At 43.3% G+C, this 21,400-nt stretch carries 15 protein-coding genes; 10 read left to right on the top strand and 5 right to left on the bottom strand.

All coding sequences use genetic code 11. The annotated features are described in order from the left end of the window. Nucleotides 1–16: 16 nt before the first annotated feature. The 3 genes from AND4_RS04820 to AND4_RS04810 form a co-directional block, all read right to left on the bottom strand. The gene (locus tag AND4_RS04820) at nt 17–1,387 is read right to left on the bottom strand and encodes a DASS family sodium-coupled anion symporter (protein WP_009841786.1); all 1,371 of its coding nucleotides are present in this window, start codon (nt 1,385–1,387) and stop codon (nt 17–19) included. Nucleotides 1,388–1,633: 246 nt separating this feature from the next. Further along, on the bottom strand, nt 1,634–2,353 hold the full coding sequence (locus AND4_RS04815) for an ElyC/SanA/YdcF family protein (RefSeq protein WP_241210244.1): 720 nt from the start codon (nt 2,351–2,353) through the stop codon (nt 1,634–1,636). A 181-nt stretch (nt 2,354–2,534) separates the two neighbouring features. Next, nucleotides 2,535–4,223 (bottom strand): NAD-dependent malic enzyme, encoded by a 1,689-nt coding sequence (locus AND4_RS04810; RefSeq protein WP_009841783.1) that lies wholly within the window; start codon nt 4,221–4,223, stop codon nt 2,535–2,537. A 237-nt stretch (nt 4,224–4,460) separates the two neighbouring features. Here AND4_RS04810 and AND4_RS04805 point away from each other — a divergent pair, with 237 nt between their 5' ends. Next, nucleotides 4,461–6,815, top strand: coding sequence for a helicase-related protein (locus tag AND4_RS04805; protein WP_043991487.1), 2,355 nt, complete (start codon nt 4,461–4,463; stop codon nt 6,813–6,815). 337 nt (nt 6,816–7,152) lie between these two features. Next, complete coding sequence (locus tag AND4_RS04800) at nt 7,153–7,530, top strand: hypothetical protein (protein WP_009841781.1); 378 nt, start codon at nt 7,153–7,155, stop codon at nt 7,528–7,530. 183 nt (nt 7,531–7,713) lie between these two features. Here the strand turns inward: AND4_RS04800 and AND4_RS04795 are convergent, their stop codons facing one another. Continuing rightward, complete coding sequence (locus AND4_RS04795; RefSeq protein ID WP_009841780.1) at nt 7,714–8,817, bottom strand: phosphoribosylaminoimidazolesuccinocarboxamide synthase; 1,104 nt, start codon at nt 8,815–8,817, stop codon at nt 7,714–7,716. Between the two features lie 1,044 nt (nt 8,818–9,861). On the opposite strand from AND4_RS04795, the gene AND4_RS04785 reads away from it, so the two are divergent. The 8 genes from AND4_RS04785 to AND4_RS04745 all read left to right on the top strand — a co-directional run bounded on the left by AND4_RS04785 (nt 9,862) and on the right by AND4_RS04745 (nt 20,773). Next, nucleotides 9,862–10,212, top strand: a complete 351-nt coding sequence (locus AND4_RS04785; protein WP_009841778.1) for a hypothetical protein — start codon at nt 9,862–9,864, stop codon at nt 10,210–10,212. A 510-nt stretch (nt 10,213–10,722) separates the two neighbouring features. Then, entirely contained in the window at nt 10,723–11,055 is a 333-nt protein-coding gene (locus AND4_RS04775; protein ID WP_009841776.1) for a hypothetical protein, read from the top strand. A gap of 285 nt (nt 11,056–11,340) precedes the next feature. Beyond that, entirely contained in the window at nt 11,341–14,472 is a 3,132-nt protein-coding gene (locus tag AND4_RS04770) for a hypothetical protein (RefSeq protein WP_009841775.1), read from the top strand. Nucleotides 14,473–14,485: 13 nt separating this feature from the next. Then, on the top strand, nt 14,486–18,598 hold the full coding sequence (locus tag AND4_RS04765) for a DUF637 domain-containing protein (protein ID WP_009841774.1): 4,113 nt from the start codon (nt 14,486–14,488) through the stop codon (nt 18,596–18,598). 10 nt (nt 18,599–18,608) lie between these two features. Next, entirely contained in the window at nt 18,609–19,505 is an 897-nt protein-coding gene (locus tag AND4_RS04760) for an Imm49 family immunity protein (RefSeq protein WP_009841773.1), read from the top strand. A 233-nt stretch (nt 19,506–19,738) separates the two neighbouring features. Further along, the gene (locus tag AND4_RS04755; RefSeq protein WP_009841772.1) at nt 19,739–20,062 is read left to right on the top strand and encodes a hypothetical protein; all 324 of its coding nucleotides are present in this window, start codon (nt 19,739–19,741) and stop codon (nt 20,060–20,062) included. A gap of 13 nt (nt 20,063–20,075) precedes the next feature. Beyond that, the gene (locus AND4_RS04750; RefSeq protein ID WP_009841771.1) at nt 20,076–20,414 is read left to right on the top strand and encodes a hypothetical protein; all 339 of its coding nucleotides are present in this window, start codon (nt 20,076–20,078) and stop codon (nt 20,412–20,414) included. Nucleotides 20,415–20,425: 11 nt separating this feature from the next. After that, the gene (locus tag AND4_RS04745; RefSeq protein ID WP_009841770.1) at nt 20,426–20,773 is read left to right on the top strand and encodes a hypothetical protein; all 348 of its coding nucleotides are present in this window, start codon (nt 20,426–20,428) and stop codon (nt 20,771–20,773) included. A gap of 204 nt (nt 20,774–20,977) precedes the next feature. Here AND4_RS04745 and AND4_RS04740 read toward each other — a convergent pair whose 3' ends face one another. Continuing rightward, on the bottom strand, nt 20,978–21,370 hold the full coding sequence (locus tag AND4_RS04740) for a SulA-like leucine-rich domain-containing protein (protein ID WP_043991456.1): 393 nt from the start codon (nt 21,368–21,370) through the stop codon (nt 20,978–20,980). Nucleotides 21,371–21,400 lie beyond the last annotated feature (30 nt).

Below are 21,400 nucleotides of genomic sequence, written 5' to 3'. Positions count from 1 at the left end.
TTTACCTCACTCGCTTTTACCAAAACAACCAAGTGAAAAGCGTCAGTGCGCAGATACAAGCAAGGTTTAGCACCATACCGATTCGCATCATTTCTTTCTGTTTGATATGACCTGTGGCAAACACAATCGCATTTGGTGGTGTCGCCACGGGTAGCATAAAGGCACAAGATGCAGCCACGGCTATCAGTGCTGACAAGATGACTGGTGATAGACCAAGCGCTTCTGCAATGGTGGCAAATACGGGCACCAGTAATGCGGCACTGGCTGTGTTACTCGCAAATTCAGTCAAGAAGACGACAAATGAGGCCACGGTTAAGATAGTCAGTAATACACCTGCATGATCAAGAAAGCTCGCCAGACCGTTAGCTAAGAATACGCTGGTGCCTGTTGCCTTGAGAACGTTACTAAGACAAATACCGCCACCGAACAAGAGTAGTACGCCCCAATCAGTGGTTTTCTCTATGTCTTTCCACTCTACCGCGCGCGATGCGCCAAGCAAAACAATCGCACCAATTGCCACTAAGGTATCGAATTTTGCGAAGCCCCCAAGCATGGCATTGATCGGTTTGCTGAAAATCCAGAAAGTGACGGTTAATAAGAAAATTGCGAGGGTTACCTTCTTGCCGTTTGTCCACTCAACAGGTTTGTGGTCAAGCTCAAACTGATGGCTTAAATCTGGTTTGGTCATGGTGTAAAGCACCAAGATTGCGATAGGCATAAGAATCAATGAAATCGGTAAGCCCAGTTTCATCCAATCAGTGAAATTCAGTCCAACTTCGGCTGCTGCGATGGCGTTTGGAGGACTGCCGACCAAGGTTGCGATACCACCGATAGACGCACTGTACGCGATGCCAAGCAGTACAAATAGGTAAGTACGGTGACTTTTTTTCGCATCCAGTTTACTCATTACACCCAGAACGAGCGGTAGCATCATTGCCGTTGTTGCGGTGTTAGAAATCCACATCGATAGGCCAGCACTCACACCAAACAGCATGAATACTGCAACGGACATTTTACCACGCGCAATCAGCAGCACTTTGTCGGCAATCGCTAGATCAAGTTTTTGCTTGTGAAGTGCTGCGGCAAGGGCGAAACCACCCAAGAACAAAAAAATGATTGAGTTGGAGAAGTTGTTTAACGCTGCTTGAGTGTTGAATACGCCGAAAAATACCGCGAGTAATGGGATTAATAGGGCAGTGATACTTACATGAATGGCTTCTGTTAACCAAAGCACGGCAACAAAAATCAAAAGACATAAGCCAGTTACGATTTGAGGTTCAAAGGGTAAGGTTTTGAATAGGAAAGCGAACAGCAAAACATTAGATGTCAATATCAAGCTGTTGCGTGTAAAGAACCAGTTCTTAAGTGTTACAGCGAGTGCTGTCATGGGTGCGCTCCTTTTGCATTGCCTGAGTGCCAGTTTTTTATTGTAAAACCACTGACTTGTAACTATTTATTGAGTTAAATATTACCGCGAATGCATAAGGGAATGTTGTGTTAATCAACAGTGGAGTCTAAAAATGTGAGCTCAAGAAAACTTAATGGGATGAAAGCTACCTATTTAGTTCTCATCCGTTGTCAATGATACTCAGTATCGGGTGAAAATATCAAAAGAAGCGATATTGGGGGGAAGTTATTGATCGAGGGTATCAGGCTCTTTGTCTGTGATGGTGCGCTTTTTTTCAACGGCAACAATTGGCTCTTGAGGGCCGAGGAAGCGGGGCTGGGTGTTCATGATGTATAAATCCAAAAACGCTTTCACGCGAGCCATCAGTTCACGAGCTCGCATGTTAAGTTTCTGCTTACTCGCTGTTGGCCCAGCAACCGCCAAACACTGTGCGTCGATATTGTAAGCATCAGCAATAAACAGAGCACGCTCACAATGGAAGCGTTGGGTGACGATCAAGAAACGCTCGGAGGCGAAAATCTTTTTGGCACGCACGATGGAGTCTAAAGTGCGGAAACCGGCGTAGTCCAAATGGATCACGTCTTCAGGCACCCCGGCTTTAAGTAAATCACGTTTCATTGTCCAAGGTTCGTTGTAAGAACGATGCGCATTATCCCCACTCAACAGAAATTGTCTTACTTTTCCTTTTTTATACAGTTCGATAGCCGCGTTGATTCGGTGGCTATAGTAGGTATTGAGGATTTTCCCAATGTATTTGCTGGTGCCAAGTACGACCGCAACTTCATGCTCGGGCAGTTGAACGTAGTCAGTATAAATCTTATCTTGGGCCTGAAGTGCGACCCACCTGTCTATGGCGATAACAGCGAACAAGAGGCTAAGTAAAAAGATCGACAAAGCCAAAGCCAGACGCTTCCATGAGAATTTGAGCTTCCAGTTTGACGCCATACGAGAAAACAGCAAAACGTTCGATACCCTTATTAGTATGTTTACCGCTCATCATATCTGATAGAGGTGAAAAGATAGAAGCCAATTTGTGCCAAAATATGGTCAGAATGAGAAAAAACAATAGAAAATAAAAGCCCTCGCAAAACGAGGGCTAAATTTTATACAAAAGTTGTCGAAAAACTTAGAATGCTGTGCGTTTGTAACGACGGTAAACTGGCTGCCAGAATGCCTGATCAATCGCATCGTTCAGTGCTTCATCGGTGATTTCAAGCGCGACGCCTTGTTCGATCGCTTTTTTACCAACAGCAAAGGCTATCTTCTTCGAGACCAAATGAATCTCTTCGAGTGGTGGAAGGAGAGCACCGTTGCCGTTGATTGCTAATGGTGAGCAGGTTGCCAAGGCACGGCTTGATTCCATCAACATTTCGTCCGTTACGCGCTTCGCATTCACCGCAAGTACACCTAGGCCGATACCCGGGAAAATGTAGCTATTGTTGCATTGTGCGATTGGGTAAGAGCGACCTTCATGTACTACTGGCTCAAACGGGCTACCTGTTGCGACCAAAGCCTCGCCGTTTGTCCAACGGATGATGTCGTTTGGCGTTGCTTCAACACGGCTGGTTGGGTTCGACAGTGGGAATACAATCGGACGCTCACAGTGTTTGTGCATCTCTTTGATTACTTCTTCACTGAAGAGGCCCGGCGCACCCGATACGCCGATCAGCACAGTTGGCTTGGCATTGTGAATGACATCAAGAAGTGAGAAACCGTTTCCTTCATTTTGCCACTCTTTGGTGTTGTTAAATTTCTGAACCAAGCGTTGTTGGAAATCAAGAAGGTTAGGCATGCCTTCTTGCAAAAGACCCCAGCGGTCAACCATGTAAACTTGCGAGCGTGCTTTCTGATCAGAAATCCCTTCTGATACCATTTGCGCGATGATCGCCTCTGCAATACCACATCCTGCAGAGCCCGCACCCAAGAAAGTAATGCGTTGATCAGACAGTTTAGTGCCTGCTGCTTTACATGCTGCCAGCAGTGAACCAACAGTCACGGCCGCAGTGCCCTGAATATCGTCATTGAAACAACAGATGCGGTCTTTGTATCTCTCTAGAAGCGGCATTGCGTTCTTCTGAGCAAAGTCCTCAAACTGGATCAGAGCATCAGGCCAACGGCGCTGGACGGCTTGTATAAATTCTTCTACAAACGCATCGTAATCGGCGCCTGTGATACGCGGATGACGCCAACCCATGTACATAGGGTCTGCAAGGCGTTGCGGGTTATTAGTGCCCACATCCAGTACGATCGGCAATGTGTAAGCTGGGCTGATACCACCACACGCTGTGTACAAAGAAAGCTTACCGATTGGAATACCCATGCCGCCGATCCCTTGGTCACCCAAGCCCAAGATACGTTCACCATCAGTAACCACAATCACCTTAACGTTGTGATTTGCTGCGTTGTTCAGTAGATCATCGATACGGTCACGGTTCGGGTATGAAATAAATAGACCACGACCACGACGGTAGATGTTTGAGAAGTTCTCACACGCTGCGCCAACCGTTGGCGTGTAAATGATCGGCATCATTTCAGAAATGTGGTTTTGAACTAAGCGGTAGTATAGCGTTTCGTTTGTGTCTTGGATGTTGCGTAAGTAAATGTGCTTGTCCATGTCACTTTCGAAGCTTTTGTACTGTTGGTACGCACGCTCAACTTGCTCTTGGATCGTTTCCGTTGTCTCTGGTAGAAGACCTTCCAAGTTGAATGAACTGCGTTCTTCTCCAGAGAATGCACTGCCCTTGTTCAAAAGAGGGGTCGCTAAAAGAGCCGGACCCGAATATGGGATATAGAGTGGGCGCTTGTCGTTGTTCATTGGGTGCCTTAAATGTAGGGTTGAAGGATGCGTGCAAAATTCTAACGGGTTCACTATTTAGTTGTAAACATTCGTTGGTGCACATCAACGTAATGTCGCAAAAAAATCCAATTACCGACGAAAATATCGTCACTAAGATAAAAATGCTGTCATTAATTAATCGGGAGCGATTCCTAAAGCAGGAATTTCTCACTTGGGTATAATGCCCAGTAATTCATCATTATGTTTTTATCTTTTATGTCTTCATTACCTATCGATAGCTTACACGCGGAATTTGACCAACTCGTGAACCACCATCATTTGGTGGTAGAAGCCGAAACTGGCTCGGGTAAATCCACTCGTTTGCCACTTTGGGCCGCCAAGCATGGACGAGTTTTGGTGATTGAGCCACGCCGAATTGCTTGTACATCTCTAGCCGAGTTTCTTGCCGAGCAATCTGAACAACCTTTAGGCAAGCAGATTGGTTACGCGATTAAGCTTGATACACACTACGATGATGACACCAGTGTTGTGTTCGTGACGCCTGGTGTTGCACTGCGTTGGTTCGCGGAAGACAAATTGGCTAGCTTTGATATCGTGATGGTGGATGAATTTCACGAGCGTCGCTGGGACATTGATCTCCTTACTGCGATTTTAAAGCAAGAAAAGCAACATCGTTTGATCGTCACCTCAGCGACGTTGGAAGGTAAGAAACTGGCGAGTTATCTGGATGCCAAGCGGTTGCGATCACAAGGTCGTTGTTTTCCTGTTAGCGTAACTTATCGCTCGGTGGACAGCCGTTACTTGCCGAACAAAAAAGGGTGTGAGAATGATGTAGTCCGAGCGGTAAAAGAAGCATTGCAAGACGAAGAGGGCGATGTCCTCGTTTTCTTACCGGGTCGCAAAGAGATCACCCAATGTGCGCAGATGTTGCAAAGCATTGATGACGTCATGGTCGTTAAGTTGCATGCCTCGGTAAGTGATGAAGAGCGCCAGCGTGCGTTAACGGTACAAAAGCAACGTAAAGTGGTATTGGCGACCAACGTCGCGGAAACGTCTTTAACCATTCCCAACGTTCGTGTGGTTATCGACAGTGGCCTAGAGCGCAGAACCGTGCAACGAAACGGGCGCACAGCACTGACGTTAACCAACATTTCTAAAGCCAGTGCGGCGCAGCGAATGGGACGGGCAGGCCGTGTCGTAGAAGGAGTGTGCATCCGTTTATTTGGTGAACATGCCCCACTAGAACTAGTCACTCCACCCGAACTGCACCGCGAAGAGCTTGTCGAGCCTATGTTAGCTGCCGCTTGTTGTGGTTACAGACTCTCTGAACTTCAGTTTCTTGATGCCTTACCTGAGAAGTCGCTCAATTCAGCCCACCAAACTCTGCAAGGGATGGCAGCGATAAACGAACAAGGTGATGTCACTGAGCACGGCAAAAAAGTTTATCCTCTGCCTATTGACGCTTTGTTCGCTGATTTAGTTACACGTATTCAAACCAAACCTGAAAGAGAAGCGATGATCGACTTGGCGGCGGCACTCTCTGTTCCGGCTCAGTTGTATCGATTGCAAGGGGGCGAGTTTGTCAAAGCGTTAGCGCAGGAAGAACCACATGGTTGCGACGCCTCGCTGATGGTTCGTTTGGTGCGAGGTGAGCAGCTTGTTGGTGTTGATATTGACACGTTCGCACTCAAAGAAGCGCAAGGTTTAGCGCAGCAGATGCGATCGGTATTCGAATTGCCGCAACTGGACGTGGCCTCGCGATACAAACGTGATGAGCTGACCAAAGTAATCGCCCAATTGCATCCGGAATTAGTATTTGTTCGCCGAGAACGCCGTCGTGATGCACTGGGTAATGGTTTGATGGAAATGATGGTTGGCCGCAATAGCCGTTTCCCAGACAAAAGCGAAGCCGCATTGGTGCTTGATAGTCACAGCGTGCCCGGGAGAGGCGTCAAACAGACGCTCAATCTTGCCTCTGTAATGCTGCCCATTCCGCTCAAGTTGCTGCGTGAGTTAGAACTTGGCGAGTGGCAACAAGGTGAAACTAACTATGATGAAGATGCACCACGCGCGACTATGCACTTGAACTATGCTGGGCGAACCATTTGTACCGAGTACCAAGCGCTCAACGGTGAGGTTGCGGTTCAATCTATCGCGGAGATGATTGAGGACGGAGCACTACTGCCGGGTTTTGCGCCGCAAAGAAAACAGCAAATACAACATTGGAAGATCTACAACGCACTCGGGTTAAACCAAGAACCAGTCGATAAAACCGAACTTGATGATTTGTCTTTTTCGACTTGGTTAGTGAAACAGTTAGAAACACTTGGTGTCGAGAGTGTGGAAGACATCGAATTGTTTGACGCTGATGATATTCCATTCGAAGGCATTCCAGATTGGCAGTACCAGGATTTTTCCGAGCAATTCCCACTTAAATTGGTATTGGCTGAATTAAAGCTCGACGTAGAATACTTTGTATCTCGTAAGCTGGTTCACGTTGTTTACGCCGATGGCAATCGAAAGGGCGATCCCAAACGTTGGGAGTTACCACGTTGGCCTGGGTGGAAAGTGCAGTACAAAAAAGCCAGTCGGGTGCTTGATGTGAGATAAAAAAGCCATGACGCGCAATCGATCATGGCGAAATTCGGTTCATACCTATGCCGTTTATACCCAAGCATCTTCAGGTAACTTGGGTATATACGCTAATTTCATCGGTGATTAGCAAAGGGATACATTTCCTGCTTAGGTTTGTTTTGATGTTGGCAATATTAATCCATTAGATGCATATATATGACAAGGCTGTATATTGTTTGTTACAAAGCTGGTTTTGATATTTCTTTTTGCGACTTAATTTAGGCATAACAGACCATTGTTTTATATCCTATTGCTATAGAAAAGTAATTGAACGATATTCTATATAGCTCAGTTAACAATGCCGAGGAATAGGATGGATCAACAAGGAAAGACATGCATTGAATTTGACTACACAAACTTTCTCGGAGCAACGGGAAGTAAGAAGTGGACTTTTGTAGAGGCGTTTGCCACTATCGCGCCCATTTTTGGCCTGATGTGGAAACGGAACATCGCGGAATTAAGCCAACCAGAGGATCGCTTGTGGGAAGCGGCCTTAAAATCGATGTCCTCTCGTAGGAGCGATGAATCCAATTTAGTCATTTTGGTGAAACTAGCAAAACACGAAGGGATCCATCAATTACGTGTGGTGATGCCTTATTCGTTAGACTCTCAACAGATAGAGTACATTGAATCTCGAAGCCAGCTTAAAGTTGATGCTGCAGAGCAAGATGTACTTAATTTGACCTTCTAACGTCAATCACCGGTGTTAAATAAGCAGAATTATTGACAGAGTCTTAGTGCAAGAAAAGCGCTGAAAACAAGGTGAAAGTTTTCGATTAGTCGTTATGTTGCGATCAAGATTTCAACGACGTTTAGACGGCTGTTATCCTCAAATATAAAGCGACCATTCTCTGGTCGCTTTTTTAGTTTCGAATCAGTCAATCAAACCGTATTTCTTGCTCAAAATCTCGATGATTTCAGCTTTCGGGTCGTCACTTAATTTGATGGGGTGGCCCGTGATTTTTTCCGCGATACCAATGTAGGTGCGAGAGATGTCCATTAAAGACTCTACTGGCAGTTCGTTATCGCGAGCGAGCGCTTCACGTTCTGGCATGCGCGCTTTGTTGAGAAGAATATCGGGATCTGGGAAGTGGTTTAGCAAGAACTTACGGAAGCCTTCTTTCGAGTTTTCAATAATATTACCCGCTTGGTATTCTTTCGTATCCCAAATACGTGAAGAATCCGGTGTACCCACTTCATCCATATAAATCAGCTTTTCTTGGCCTGTTGCATCGTTCACGTAGCCAAACTCAAACTTGGTATCCACGAACGTTTGGTCGATAGCCTCAAGTGCATTACTGATCAGGCTAAAGCCTTCTTTCAACAGTTTCTCATATTGCGCAATATCTTCCACGCTTGAGAAGTTAAAAGCTGCGAAGTTATCAACGATGTTCTGGCGCGTAATGTTCACATCATCTGCTTCTGGGACGCCCGGAATGCCTTTCAAAATCCCTTTGGTTGAAGGCGTCATGAGTAACTCAGGCAGAGCTTTATCTTTCTCTAAACCTTCAGGTAGTTCAATACCACAAAACTTACGTTCGCCGTTTGCATAAGCACGCCACATGGAGCCGGTGATGTATTGACGGCAAATAGCTTCAATTTTGACTGGCTTCGCTTTTTGAACAATCCAAACGAATGGGTGCGGGATATCCAAGATATGGCTGTCAGCGAGACCGTTATCTTTAAACAATTTGAACCAGTGGTTAGAGATAGCATTGAGTGCAGCGCCTTTCCCAGGAACGCCTTTTAGCCCGCCTTCGCCATGCCAAATACAATCGAAGGCTGAGATACGATCACTGATCACCATAATGGCGAGTGGCGCATCCGGAGCGACATCGTAGCCTTTTTCTTGTATTAGGCGTGCGCTGTCTTCTTCTGTTAGCCAGTAAACAGAGCGAACTTTTCCACTGTGGACAGGTTTGTTGGTACGAATTGGTAGGTCGTCATTGACGGCAAGTACTTGATTAGCAAGGCTCATTGCGACATTCCTGTTATCTTAGTCAAACGTCATAAAGAGAAGATACTCAGCGAAAAGCTTCCACTGAATAACTCGAATGAAGGCATCATACCAGAACCATGTTAACGCGCCAGAAGAAAAGCAAACGTTTGCTTTGTTCTTTGACTAAAAATGTTGAAGCCAAAGAAAAGTGCTTTTCTCTCTGTAAACCCCTCCTACAGCCTAAGTGACCGTTGATGAGCAGTGCTCTTTTGTACGCGAACGGGTTTTAATCAGGAAATACAAGATTAAAAATAGTTCTTGGCTTTAGATGGGCACAGGTGAACCTAATTAACAAGTGTCTTATTAAGCAGGTTAGAATAAATTGGAATTCTTATTTTAGGTTAATTATAAATTAGTTAAAACTAATTATTATCGAGAGGTGATAACATTATTTTACTTATGGTAATTCTATTGACTAAATTGCCGATTCCAAAACCATATATACTTTCTTATCAAGATTGAACTCAGGCTTGGTTATATTTGACATTTTATTGACGTTGGGCTTTTATTTGACATTTTAGTGTGTAAAATACCCCGCTATTATTAATGTTTGATATAGTGGATAGTTGAGCCCTAGGCCATCTATCTTTGACTATTATAATTAAAATTCATAAGGAATAAGTAATGATGAAGTTGGCGATATTATCTATGTTATTTTTTTCAATTCCAGCCATTTCTGGTTCATTTTCTAGTTCGGCCGTGCCCACTCGAATAGATATAGAACGAGGTAATGGGTTTATGTTGTATGGGAGCTTTGGTAATCCGATGAACTGCACGAAGGGAAACCAGTTTTTCATTAAGAAAACACATCCTCAGTATAGTGAGATTTACTCGACCGTATTAGCTGCATTTACCGCAAAAAAGAAGCTTGTACTTTATGCGCATTCCTGTACTCCAGTAGGTTGGTACTCTCGACCTGAAGTTACATATAACACGGTTACACCTAGTGGTACGGTGTATATCCTTGACTAATGCTTATTAGTCAAGACCAAGAATATTGATTCAATAAGTGAGATAAAAGCGATGAAAAGAGCATTAATTGCCATTTTGTTATCAGGTCTATCATTTGCAAGTTATGGCAAATATACCTGTGTCGGTGAGGTGAAAGGGCTGAGCATAGACCCTAGGAGTGGAGATGTGTTGGTTGAGAAATTAGGGCCTTTGAATTGGCCTAGATTATGTAGAGTAGGCAGCGATTTCAATGGCGTCAGCCAAGAGACATGCAGAACCATTTATTCCACGCTACTGACTGCGCAAACAACCAAAAAGGGAGTGACGCTTTGGTTTAACGATGCGAAGGATTGTAGTAATTCAAGCCATACACCGTGGGAGTGGTTAACGGGGTGGTATTTTGGGCCCAAGCTGAATGATTGAGTATTTAACGTTAAATCTGGAAAAACAACATGAAAAAAATCTTATTACTACTTTTATTATTTCCTGTTGCCGCAAGTGCAGCATATACAGCGAATTTTGTGGGTGAAGTGAAAGCGGTGCTTACTTAACCGGGAAGCACTCTTATTCTGATTCGAGTTGAAGGTATGCCTACCTCGCATCCTAAGTGCACCAATACTGACTATATGGCTATTGACCCAGCAATATCGTCAGAGTCTCGTCAACTCATTATGTCCCGATTGTTGTTGGCTTACTCAACCAAAGAAAAGATTAACATCGGGTATGACAAAGACAGTAATGCAGATTCTTGCGTTGGAAGTCGAATGAAAGTGCATCGGGTCGGCTAGATAATCTGAACTCATATTATGTACGAGCAACTTGCAGATATAGACTCGTGTTCGTCATTTAAGAGTTGGTCTGCAGCTAAAAATATAAACTGGTTTTTTGCAAGTTAATTAACTCAAATTTCAAAGAATAAAAGAAAACAAAACAATGAAAAAATGTCTACTGGCTATCGCCGTATTCGCAAGCTTATCTTCGCCTGCTTTTGCGGCTAGATGGAAAGATTCGCCGTACGTCGAAATCACGAAGTTATATCCACACAATTCAGGGTTCGCTTTTTACACGAAATACAAAGATGGGACCGTTTCTGCTTGTGATGGCGGTTTTCGCTTTGAAATCCCTGCCTCAGCACAAAATTACGATACGAAAGTCAGCGTGATTATGGCGGCTTTTATCGCAAAGAAGAAAATCCTTCTTAAATACGATGCCGACCAAACGAAAGTATGTGCAGCAGTTGTCGATCGATTCTTGGTTAAACCCTAGAACAATGGAAATTTTCATGAATCATTACTTGCGGTGCGCGTTAGTGCTGTTAGTTGGTCTGCCTGCTTATTGGTACTAGGTGGCTCAGTCACTCTAACATCAGAAAGCGGGGGTGATTTCCTAAGAATTCCTTCCCTTAAATGTCTAGTAAGGCGAACGAAACCCAGAGAAATCTGATTTCTTATAAAGAACATTCAATCAATAGATGATTCAAGACTTGTGGTGCCTGAATGTAATTAACAAGCATCACAGTAATGAGTCAATGTGACATCAGAAAGGTTAAATATGGAAACGAAGTCGGTTCGCAAATCCGTAAAAATTGCATTTCTTTCGCTTGTTTCGGCGAGCTTATTTACAGGCCACGCATTGGCATCGAGTTTTGGTCTATCAAGTAGGACCGATACTCAGGTGCGCCAGAATTCGTCGAGCAACTTCGATATTTTGGTGCCAGCGAAGGCGAAAAATGGCATTTCTTACAATGTGTTCAGTAAGTTTGAGTTAAGTGGTAAGCCTCTTACCATAGTCAATACGGATGATATTTCAGGTGGCATCCGAGGTACAGGCAAAGCAGATTTAATCGTCATTGAATCCAATAATATCTCCTTAAAAGATCAGTTTACTATTCTTGGTTCGCCAGCCGATATTCTGTTTATTACGCGCAGTGCAAGCGGCAAGCTATCTTGTGAGCAGTGTAGTTTCGATAATGTTGGCCGCGTGACAATGGCTGCTGCGACACCCAGTTACGCTTCAAACGCAAAAACCGTCAATAGTGTTGGTGATTTAACCACTGTGGGAGGCGGTAAAGTCACAGTAAAAGGTTTGGTTTCGCCAGGCCTTCAGTCACTGGAATTGATTGCCGAAAACATTGATACCTCGGGCACCATTGATACTAACTTACGTGCAGAAAATCACCCAGAGTCAGGCATGATCATCGTCGATAGGGGAAGTAAGGTAGTAGGCGCGGGTGGCATCAACATGTTTAACGGCCGTATTAAGATCAGATATGCAGATCTTGCCGTGAAATCGGCGATATTGAGCAAGGCTTGGTCGACGATCAAAGGCAAATTCCGAGCGGCCACAATAGCGGTTGCTAGCCCAAACAATATTGCGATAGATGCGGACATGAGCACCATGTCGGATGCACTTAGTACCAGTCAACATCGCGGTAAACTTTATGCGCCGACAGAAGGTATTTTTGTTCAGAACTTGGGCAAATACAAAGACAATGAGCATCAAAAAATCAACATCAGCGCTAATGCTAAGTTATCTACCGACAATCATCTGTCATTAAAAAGCTTAAACACCATAAGCATATTAAAACAGGGTAGTAAGCAAGCAAAAGTGATTGGTGGTGATATGACTTTGATTGCTCGTAATGACGTGTATCAACAGGGTTATGTTGCTGCAGATGAAGTCAAAATATCGGCAAAACGATTCATTAATAATGGCTTAGTAGAATCAGCAAACATTGATGTTCAGGCGGAAGGATCCATTTACAACAGCTTTGGCGGCAAAGTGTTGGGTAAGAACGTAACACTTTATTCAAAATCTGGAGCGGTAATTAATGGTTCTCGCGCAGATAAAGCCGTGTACCTTGACGACGCATTAACCATCGGCGGCGAGGGTTATGAGGTCAACAAACGGTTTGGCATTTGGCAGTCTTTGAAAGAACTTTCGGCGATAAAAACAGCAAGTGGCGCCAGTACTGTGTCAGCTTCTATCCTTGCGGATAATTTAAACATACAGGCGATAAGGATTGAAAACATTAATCCGTATCATCTTGTGAAAGGAGACAGTGTCAATTGGGATGCGGGTATTCGAGTCAATGGCATCAAAGCTAACCAAGTCGCGATTGAGGCAGAGCGAAGCTTGAAGCTAAGAGCCAGCGAATATGTCCTGAACTCTTCGGCTATTATAGGGCTAAATGGTGAAGGCGAATTCTTGGTTAACTCTCCGATTTTTAGTAACGAGCGTTACGAAATCAGTTTTGAGTCTTATCCATACCGTGTCGTTGAATACAGTCAAGATGACAGTAAGAAAAACGAGATAGGCCACTACAAGTCTGGTACTGAAACAAAAATCTTAACTTACTCCCCGCCGGGGCGCGTATTCTCATTTGGCGACTTTCAGTTTAGTCGTGGTGGAACAAGCGAGCCGAAAACAGTGAAAAGCAGTAAGTTATTTAATGAAGTCTCATACATGCAGATTTTTAAAGATGCACGTTTCTTTAATAGTACGATCAAAAGTATAGGTTTAGAGGTTGGTACTGATACAGAGAATACTAACTTTGAAGGTGTGACGTCATGTTTAAGGTATCGCCGTTGTAATAGAGAGTTTGTCACAACAAGAACAGAGTCAGAAACATTACTCGCTTTTAAAGGGAATGTTTCCGGTGTGAATGACAAAATTTCTGAAGGTTCCGACTTGGTTATCAGAAATATAAACTCAGTAGAGACTGATAAGCAAAGAATTATCAAAAGTATAGTAAATAACTATATTTCTCAAAACGAATCGAAGATATTTAAAAGATATAATGTTTATAATCTTCTTGAAAGCTATTCATCGACTTACAGTACCTTTACTTATGAGTATCGGTTATCAAATGTAGAAGTCGTTTCAAATGTAATAAAAGGTGAGGTTTTGCTATACACCGCTTACTCATCGAAGCCAAGTAATTGGCCTAAAGGTCAGCCGTGGTCTGATGATTATAAAGATTTAACGAATTGGGGAATTGGTCTGACTTATAAGTTCAATGTAAACTGGAAAGAGATTTACGATGAACAATTGAGAGATAAAGAATTAGGTGATACTGGGTTTACTCAGCGGCAGATAGATGCTGGCGCAGCTAACTATGCAAAGCTTTATCCAAAAATAAAGGTGTGGGGAGAAGAACAAAATTTAAATATAGATGATGCGGTGTGGTATAAATATGATCTGATAATCACAAATTCAAAAGGTTGGATAGAACAATATGGAGAGAAAATTACGATAACCTCTGATAGAAAACTTTTTTGGGGTGACTTACTCCTCGACAACTTTTCTGAATGGATAGATTTTGAAGACACTATGCCTTTAGAAGTGAAGTTGGATTTTCCAGAGTTTAAGAAATATATACCTCATGAAATTCTTAGTGCAACACAAGTCTCTCGTAATAAGAGCATTGTTTTAAGTGAGAACGATGTAAGTAAAGCTAGTAGTAATTTTGTTGTTAGTCGGCCTTTGAGACCAATAGATATCACTCATAAGTTTGGTGATATCAAAGTTTGGTTAAAGCCTGCTATTATTGACTATAAAAAAGTAAATCAAAACTACACTATTAGATATAGATATTCATATAAATTGGAGAATGGTTCTGTTTGGAAATCCAGTATTCAAAAAATTACACTTAATAAAGCCGAACTGGCCCACTATTTATAAGAGTAAAATAAAAATGAATTATAAATCGAATGAGATTATGGCAGACCTACCACCTCCATTGTGGCAAAAATGTACGTCATACCTATTAAGCTTTATCATGGTCGGTCAAATTGTATTACCTGGAGTGGCGAGTGCGGCAGAGGTGATCAATGATGCGACTATTACCACTAATGTAAATGCGTCTCCTCAGTTTTCTCGTGTTTATAACCGGGAACGTCAGTTTGAAAAAGCGTATTACATCACGAGCAACCAAGTTGAGACGGCTCAAGACTTAGTATCGTTCCACAAAACTCTTTTGAACGATAATAAATCAGGTTTGCCTGAGCCACTTATGATTCCGATAGCTGTAGGTGATATAACCGTTATATTCCCGCATTATCCGGTTGATAAAAGAATCGGTGATAAGTTCGTCCAGGCGCGCTTAATTCGTATGCAGATGCAACGCGAAATTGATCGTTTAATCTTGCCAAAAATGTCCATTTACCAGTCAGGTGCAAACCAAATTGATCCAAGGACTGAAAAGGAACAGATTAATTACTTGTACCAGAATGCGAAAAGTTTTGCGGCAAACTACTCCGTAAAATACGGTGAAAAGGTAACTCGACAACAAGTAAATACTTTCGCGCATGATTTCATTTGGCCAGAACTGCGCAATATTAATGGTGAACAAGTATTGGTTCCTGTGTTGCATTTAACCGATTCCACCATCAATAGTGCAAAAATTGCGGGTCACACTGTAGAAGTTTCAGGGGATTACGCCAACTTCCGTAATATCACTGTTAACTCGGGTACATTGCTCACACGACGTAACGCCTTTCTCAATGCAACGGATAATCTCTCTGTCGGCGAACACGCAAAAGTTATTGCAGATGAAGACCTAAACCTAAATGTTGGGGGGACCTTATTTAATACGGGTAGTCTAGAAGCCTCTAAAGGTAATGTTGATATTATTGCGCATCAATATGGCCAAAAGACGATGGTACATCGATATGCAACCAAGTATGAACAAGGGACTCGCTTAGGACAAATTGCTCAAGTGAGTGCCGATGGCACGATCTCTATTCAGACCTCTGGTGATATTAAGATCCGGGGCTCAGATATGTCGGCGAATGTTATCAAGTTGAGTGCCGGGGGGAGCATCCAGATAGAAAGCCAAGATACAACCTATTCTAGAAATGAGTGGGTCGGTGGCTATCACGAGAGAGAGTCATTCCTTGAGCACTATGGCTCCAAGCTAGAAGCAAAAGACAGCATTTTCTTGATGGCGTCTGGGCAGGTACAAATTATCGCATCGGAACTTATTGCTGACGAGGGGGTGTTGTCAATTCTTGCTTCTCAAGGAGTTCATATTCTTAACAGCTTCGATCAATACCAATCTTCTAAAAGCGGTAAAGTAGGTAGAACCTCTTTGCAAGAGAGCCAGTTCCAATCTATCGCAATCCGTTCTGCTTTAGAGGCGGGTAAGAGCGTTGTAATCGCCTCTGACTTTGGTGATATCAATTTAAAAGCGGTTAAATTGACATCACAAGAAGGGGCGAATATATCCGCGCACAGTGGAAAGGTAAATCTTCTCCTTGCTAAGGAACAGGATCACTTCTTCCAGCAAAAAGTGCATAAAAACTTTTGGCGAGTTAAGACGACCACAATTGACCGTCAAAACGACAATGCCGTGTACAACAGCATAGTCGGAGGTGTGAATATTCATGCGACCAAGGGTTTAACGCTTGAGTTGGGCATGAGAGATAACCAAACCTTGGATGAGGTGTTAGATAAGTTCCGAAAAGCACCGGATCTTCGTTGGATGGCCGAGCTGTATGATGATCCAGAATATCGTGACAACGCGGAGTTGGTATATAAAAAGCTGGTTCATATCAACAAAAAAGACACCTCACGTGCCTTAGGCCCCGGCCCAATGGCAATGATTTCTATCGCTGTGTCTATTGCATTGTCGCCTGCTGGCGGAGCCGCAATTGGGGGCTTGCAGGGAGCCATGCTTGCTGGCTTAAAAGCGATCGAAGTATCCATTGTAACTTCAGTTATCAGTTCAGTTGCCGCTGGTAACAGCTTAGATGATGCGTTAGAGGCTTTGACTGAAAAGGAATACCTAAGGTCGATAGCGACTTCTGCGATTACAGCTGGGACACTGAATTATCTGCAAACGCAAGGCTTAAATTTCTTCGAACAAGGGGCTGGAAACAGCAACTCATGGGACCCTGCTGTTCTGGCTCAGCAAGCTGGTGATGTTGTTATTCAGTCTGCTGTGAGTTCGGGTATACAGACTATTATCAACGGCGATGGCTCCAAAGATTTCTTCGACAGTTGGAAAAAATCTGCGATGCACATGGCCACCTCAAAACTCGGCGCCAAAGTAGCGAATAAGATTGGCTCGTTAACCAGTGAAGGGCGTTTTAATGAGGCAATGCGTTATGTTTCTCACGCTGCGTTAGGCTGTGCGCTCGGTGTCGCGACAGACGAAATCAATGATGCCGATGATCGCAAGAATGCCTGTACCAGTGGTGCGGTTGGTGGCGTTGTAGGCGAAGCCGCTTCGTTCATTTATACAGATGCTCTACTCAGTGATGAGCAACGCGAAATGTTAAATGCAATGAAGGAACTAGGGTTACCTTACGATGTTGACATGGAAAACTTGACTGCAGCGCAACAAGAAGCAGCAAGACAGAAACTTGAACAACTCCGATATCGTCCTACTTCAGAAGATTTTGAAAATATAAAAATCATCGCTGGCGATTCTGTCAATGCTGCCAAGTTGTCCGCCGGTCTTACCGCAATGCTTGCTGGTCTGGACGTCAATATTGCTGCAAATACAGCCGAAAATGCTGCGCAAAATAACTTTGTACCTTTCGTTATGTTATTGGTCGAAGTCGTTTCTATTGCAATGACGATATACACCGTTATTGAAACTATCCAAAATCTCAAAGATCTTGCAAAAAACTATCATACGATAACGGATGCTCAGAAACGTGCGTGGTTAATTAACAGTTCAAAGGATTTGCTCATCGAAATGGGATTGTCTCGATTAGGAGGTAAATACCTAGACTTTGATGCAAAATCCCTTCAAGAGCTGAAGGAACAATTATACGTACTTATTAAAGCTCATCCTGACTCCAATCGCCTGCAACTTGAGCTACAACCCGCTGGTGCAGGTGGCGATTTCTTAGATGATTTGCTTGAGGACCATAGCGGTATAGAAAAGCCAATTATGATGGCGAAGCTCAATGATTTGGCTGAAAACTTCAAAAGACATGACGAATATTTAGAAAATTACCCCAACTCAACGATTACTAAGGATAAAGTGGCTGAAGAGACCAAAAAAGGAAACATCCTCACAGAAAATGGGCGGTTCGCTAATAAAGATGGAAAAAGAATCAATGTGCCCGATGATGATAATTATAAGATGACAGCAGATAAGAATCGCTTTTCTGGCGATTTATATGGAGACCGTACATTTAAGGAGCGAGTGTTAGATAACCCGCTCTATGACTCTAATGACCCTGGGCGTTACCCTAAAACAGTAACAGTGGAGCAAATGGTCGAAATCAGAAAGGGTATTACTCAAGACATTAAATCATCAACGCTCAATAGGCAGCGTGCCAACGCGCTAAAGCAGCAGGCACGCGATTTAAGTGAGGCTCTGGGTGAAGCTCGTGCAATGCATACGGTTGAAAACTATTGTCAGGATTGTAAAGTTACCATGATGCGCTCAAATTATGATTATGTCAGTAACGCAAAAAACAACCAGTATGACTTTATTGCTAAAGTTGAGAGACCTGATGGCTCTTTAGAGGTTGTGAGGATAGAAGCGAAAGGTGGTGCTGGTAGCTATGGGCATGCTGTGGTCGGTGCTGACGACAGAGGTAATGTAGTCCATGCTCAGCAGGGCAGTGAGGAATATATGGGTCGAACCGACAACGAAATGAGAAAGCGTTTTGATAGTGACTCTAGAAACTCTAACCTAGACAGTAAAGCCCGTGAGGGGGTGAGAGAACTCGGTGATACACTTGCATTAATGGATAACCCTAACGTTAAGCAGAGTTACATTGCGGTTGAGCAGCGCTTTGATGCTCAAGAAAACTTAAACGATGCAGCGATTCGATTTTTTCAATAAAGAGTAATAAATGACGATACAACAATACCTGCCAATCAACTACGATGGCGCTCGGAAAGTATTCAAAGATGAGTCAGCAAACATTGCGGCTTTGACAGATAACATCACACGCAGGTTGGCGCAAAGTGAAGAGTGGAATTATGTCAACCCAGGAGATTTGGGGTTTGCAATCTACACAAGAACGTTATACCTGAATTTAGCTGACATTGACAGTGCATTGCACTCCCTCGTCGCTTGGCAGTATTTTGACTCAAAAAGTATTGAATATGCCTTACTGGAGGATGGCGAAAAGATTACGATTTCGTTACCAAATAAAGAGGTATCATTTGGTTTTCACTCCGACAGGGATCGCCGTGGGATTGAAGGCGCTCACCTGGAGATATCCATATGGCGCTCCTTGTTATGCGAAGATTTTGACAGCGCAAGACGCTTCGTTAAAATCGTGGATCACCCGCAAGTTAAATGGCGGAACGAATCTGGTGATACCTTCATTAGGTTGCTCGGGTGTGTTTTCAGCTTGAGTGATGGCGAGCCCATGGATTTGATTCAGGAGTACGTCAACCTTAGTGCTTCTGAGTCGGTGAGTCACGGTAAGCCTGATAGTGTCACCTACCTTGATTTACCAGTGATCGATGTGATGATGAAAGTATTTGGTGGCGCTAATGAAAAAACCTACCAGCAGGCGATGTACTCTGCAGTTCAAAATCACCATGAATATTGGAGCCAGCCACGTCTGGATGATTCAGAACACGGCTATTTCTCCATGCAACTGACCACCCTTGCCAAAGTCGCCTTTGCAAGGCATGGTTACCGCATTGGTTTTGAGACTGACTATGTACCAGAGGCGTTCTACACCCAACCGCTACCCACGTTGAACTATGATTTTTTAAATAAATACAAAGACTAGTTCCTATGAAATTATTGCTCACCCTGTACAAAGAAGTTTGTAACTAGGGTGAGTAATCTTATCTGGTTTTCTATAGTAAAGTCGGACGACGGTAATAAAAAACTGTAAGATCTTTTATTTGTACTCTGAAGAATTAAATTCTTTAGAGGCTTTTTTACAACCTAAAAAATGTATTTAGTAATGAAACTAACAATGAAAAACATATTGTTATTTATGGAAAGAGTATTGTAAGTATGCGTAGAGCAATTAGAACTTTTGTTATTGGGATGCTGCTTTTGTCTCCCGTGTCTTTTGGCGCGTCGACCTATTTGTCAGGGAATATCAAAAACCTAACCACAACGACACAAGGTTTAATGATTATGTTAGACACCGGCTTACCGGATAACTGCGAGGGTTCTCCTTATGGTTGGATGTTAGTTAAACAAGAATACAGTGCAATGACGTCAACCACACTGGCCCTTTGGATTGCAGACAAACGACGGGTAACTGTTTATACATCGGGCATGCAAAATGGCTCTTCATTTTGCGTGATCAACCAAGTTGATCCAGTAGGTTAATAGGGGATTAATAATGAAAAAATGTTTGCTTGTGGCCGCAATACTTGGCTCTTTTTCTTCTCACGCTGAAATTAAAACAGGGCCACCGATTGAAAAATTATACCCAGTTTCATTTTATCATGACGCTGGTGATGGCCTTTATATTGAGTTTCAACAGGGCGCTATGCCTAACTGTAACCGTAATAAGGGCGGACGACTCAGTAAATCTAACCCTAATTACAAGGAGCTTTATTCACTCCTACTGACAATGATGGCTACCAAAAATTTTAAAGGGAATATTCGTTATCAAGAAACCAATCATAAAGGTTGGTGGCATTGCTCCATCGAAGGTATTTTTGCCTTCCCTAAATAGAAAGGTTCAATATGAAAACAAAATGGTTTTTACTGCTGTGGTTTTTTTCAGTATCTGCTTTTTGTGCGGATTCCATACACTGTAAAGGCACTGTCACTGATGCTTGGATACAAAGTGATGGCTCACTAATTATTAATACCTCGTGGGCATCGTCTGTCGGTTTGTGTAGCGTCAGTAAAACTAAAAATGGTATCACGCCTGATACGTGTAAATCGTGGGTTTCAATGGCTTTGACTGCTGTGACAACTCAAAAGCCACTGATGATGCAATATTACAATCTTAAAAAATGCAGTGACATAAAGCGCTATACGGCTTCTGAGAAGCCACACTATGTCATGATAAGAGAATCACTTGATTAAAAATTCGGCAAATAAGTATGCGGCTGTTAGAGCGATTACTATCGAGTAATGTAATAAAAGCAAAGGCCCTCTTTGGGGCCTTTTTTGATCGAGCTAACTCCTGTTTTTTCAAAATAGGCCGCGATTGTCGCCTTGGCGTTGAGCTGTGAACAAAAAAAGCCTCCTTGAAGGAGGCGAGATGCAGGATGGATAACGTCGATCTTGTTAGTGGTACTTGTTCACTCTGCCTTCGACGAAAAAGACTTCACACTGATAGCGTTGCGCAATATCGCGGAGCATGGCTTGATTCATTGATGCAATCTTGCTTGATGCGACAACGGCGCTGGCGTTACCAGACTGAATAGCTTTAATCACGATTTCGACTTCAGAAAGCTGTTGAGATGGCTTGATCTGAATAATGTTTTGACAGCGGATGTGAGAAGCAGAAAGTTGCTCAAAATCAGGGCGAGGGTACTCAGCGGTAAAGAGGATCCACTGCTGTTGTTGCGACAAAACGGCCAACTTAGAAAGCAGTTGGTCAGATACGACCATAGGCTGGGTTGCCTGCGCTAATACGTTGTAACGAGAGTATGTATGAGATTGAGTTTGTAAGTGTATCTTACTGTTCCTTTATACTGGCAGAATGCT

The organism is Vibrio sp. AND4, assembly GCF_000171815.1.
Classification (GTDB): domain Bacteria; phylum Pseudomonadota; class Gammaproteobacteria; order Enterobacterales; family Vibrionaceae; genus Vibrio.
Note: the sequence above shows the minus strand (reverse complement) of the source record. Positions and strands in the feature narration are given on the sequence as shown.

What these genes read in the sequence shown, in the direction of transcription:
- AND4_RS04820 (WP_009841786.1), bottom strand. Translation starts at nt 1,387, where the DNA reads ATGACAGCACTCGCTGTAACACTTAAGAACTGGTTCTTTACACGCAAC.
- AND4_RS04815 (WP_241210244.1), bottom strand. Translation starts at nt 2,353, where the DNA reads ATGGCGTCAAACTGGAAGCTCAAATTCTCATGGAAGCGTCTGGCTTTG.
- AND4_RS04810 (WP_009841783.1), bottom strand. Translation starts at nt 4,223, where the DNA reads ATGAACAACGACAAGCGCCCACTCTATATCCCATATTCGGGTCCGGCT.
- AND4_RS04805 (WP_043991487.1), top strand. Translation starts at nt 4,461, where the DNA reads ATGTCTTCATTACCTATCGATAGCTTACACGCGGAATTTGACCAACTC.
- AND4_RS04800 (WP_009841781.1), top strand. Translation starts at nt 7,153, where the DNA reads ATGGATCAACAAGGAAAGACATGCATTGAATTTGACTACACAAACTTT.
- AND4_RS04795 (WP_009841780.1), bottom strand. Translation starts at nt 8,817, where the DNA reads ATGAGCCTTGCTAATCAAGTACTTGCCGTCAATGACGACCTACCAATT.
- AND4_RS04785 (WP_009841778.1), top strand. Translation starts at nt 9,862, where the DNA reads ATGAAAAGAGCATTAATTGCCATTTTGTTATCAGGTCTATCATTTGCA.
- AND4_RS04775 (WP_009841776.1), top strand. Translation starts at nt 10,723, where the DNA reads ATGAAAAAATGTCTACTGGCTATCGCCGTATTCGCAAGCTTATCTTCG.
- AND4_RS04770 (WP_009841775.1), top strand. Translation starts at nt 11,341, where the DNA reads ATGGAAACGAAGTCGGTTCGCAAATCCGTAAAAATTGCATTTCTTTCG.
- AND4_RS04765 (WP_009841774.1), top strand. Translation starts at nt 14,486, where the DNA reads ATGAATTATAAATCGAATGAGATTATGGCAGACCTACCACCTCCATTG.
- AND4_RS04760 (WP_009841773.1), top strand. Translation starts at nt 18,609, where the DNA reads ATGACGATACAACAATACCTGCCAATCAACTACGATGGCGCTCGGAAA.
- AND4_RS04755 (WP_009841772.1), top strand. Translation starts at nt 19,739, where the DNA reads ATGCGTAGAGCAATTAGAACTTTTGTTATTGGGATGCTGCTTTTGTCT.
- AND4_RS04750 (WP_009841771.1), top strand. Translation starts at nt 20,076, where the DNA reads ATGAAAAAATGTTTGCTTGTGGCCGCAATACTTGGCTCTTTTTCTTCT.
- AND4_RS04745 (WP_009841770.1), top strand. Translation starts at nt 20,426, where the DNA reads ATGAAAACAAAATGGTTTTTACTGCTGTGGTTTTTTTCAGTATCTGCT.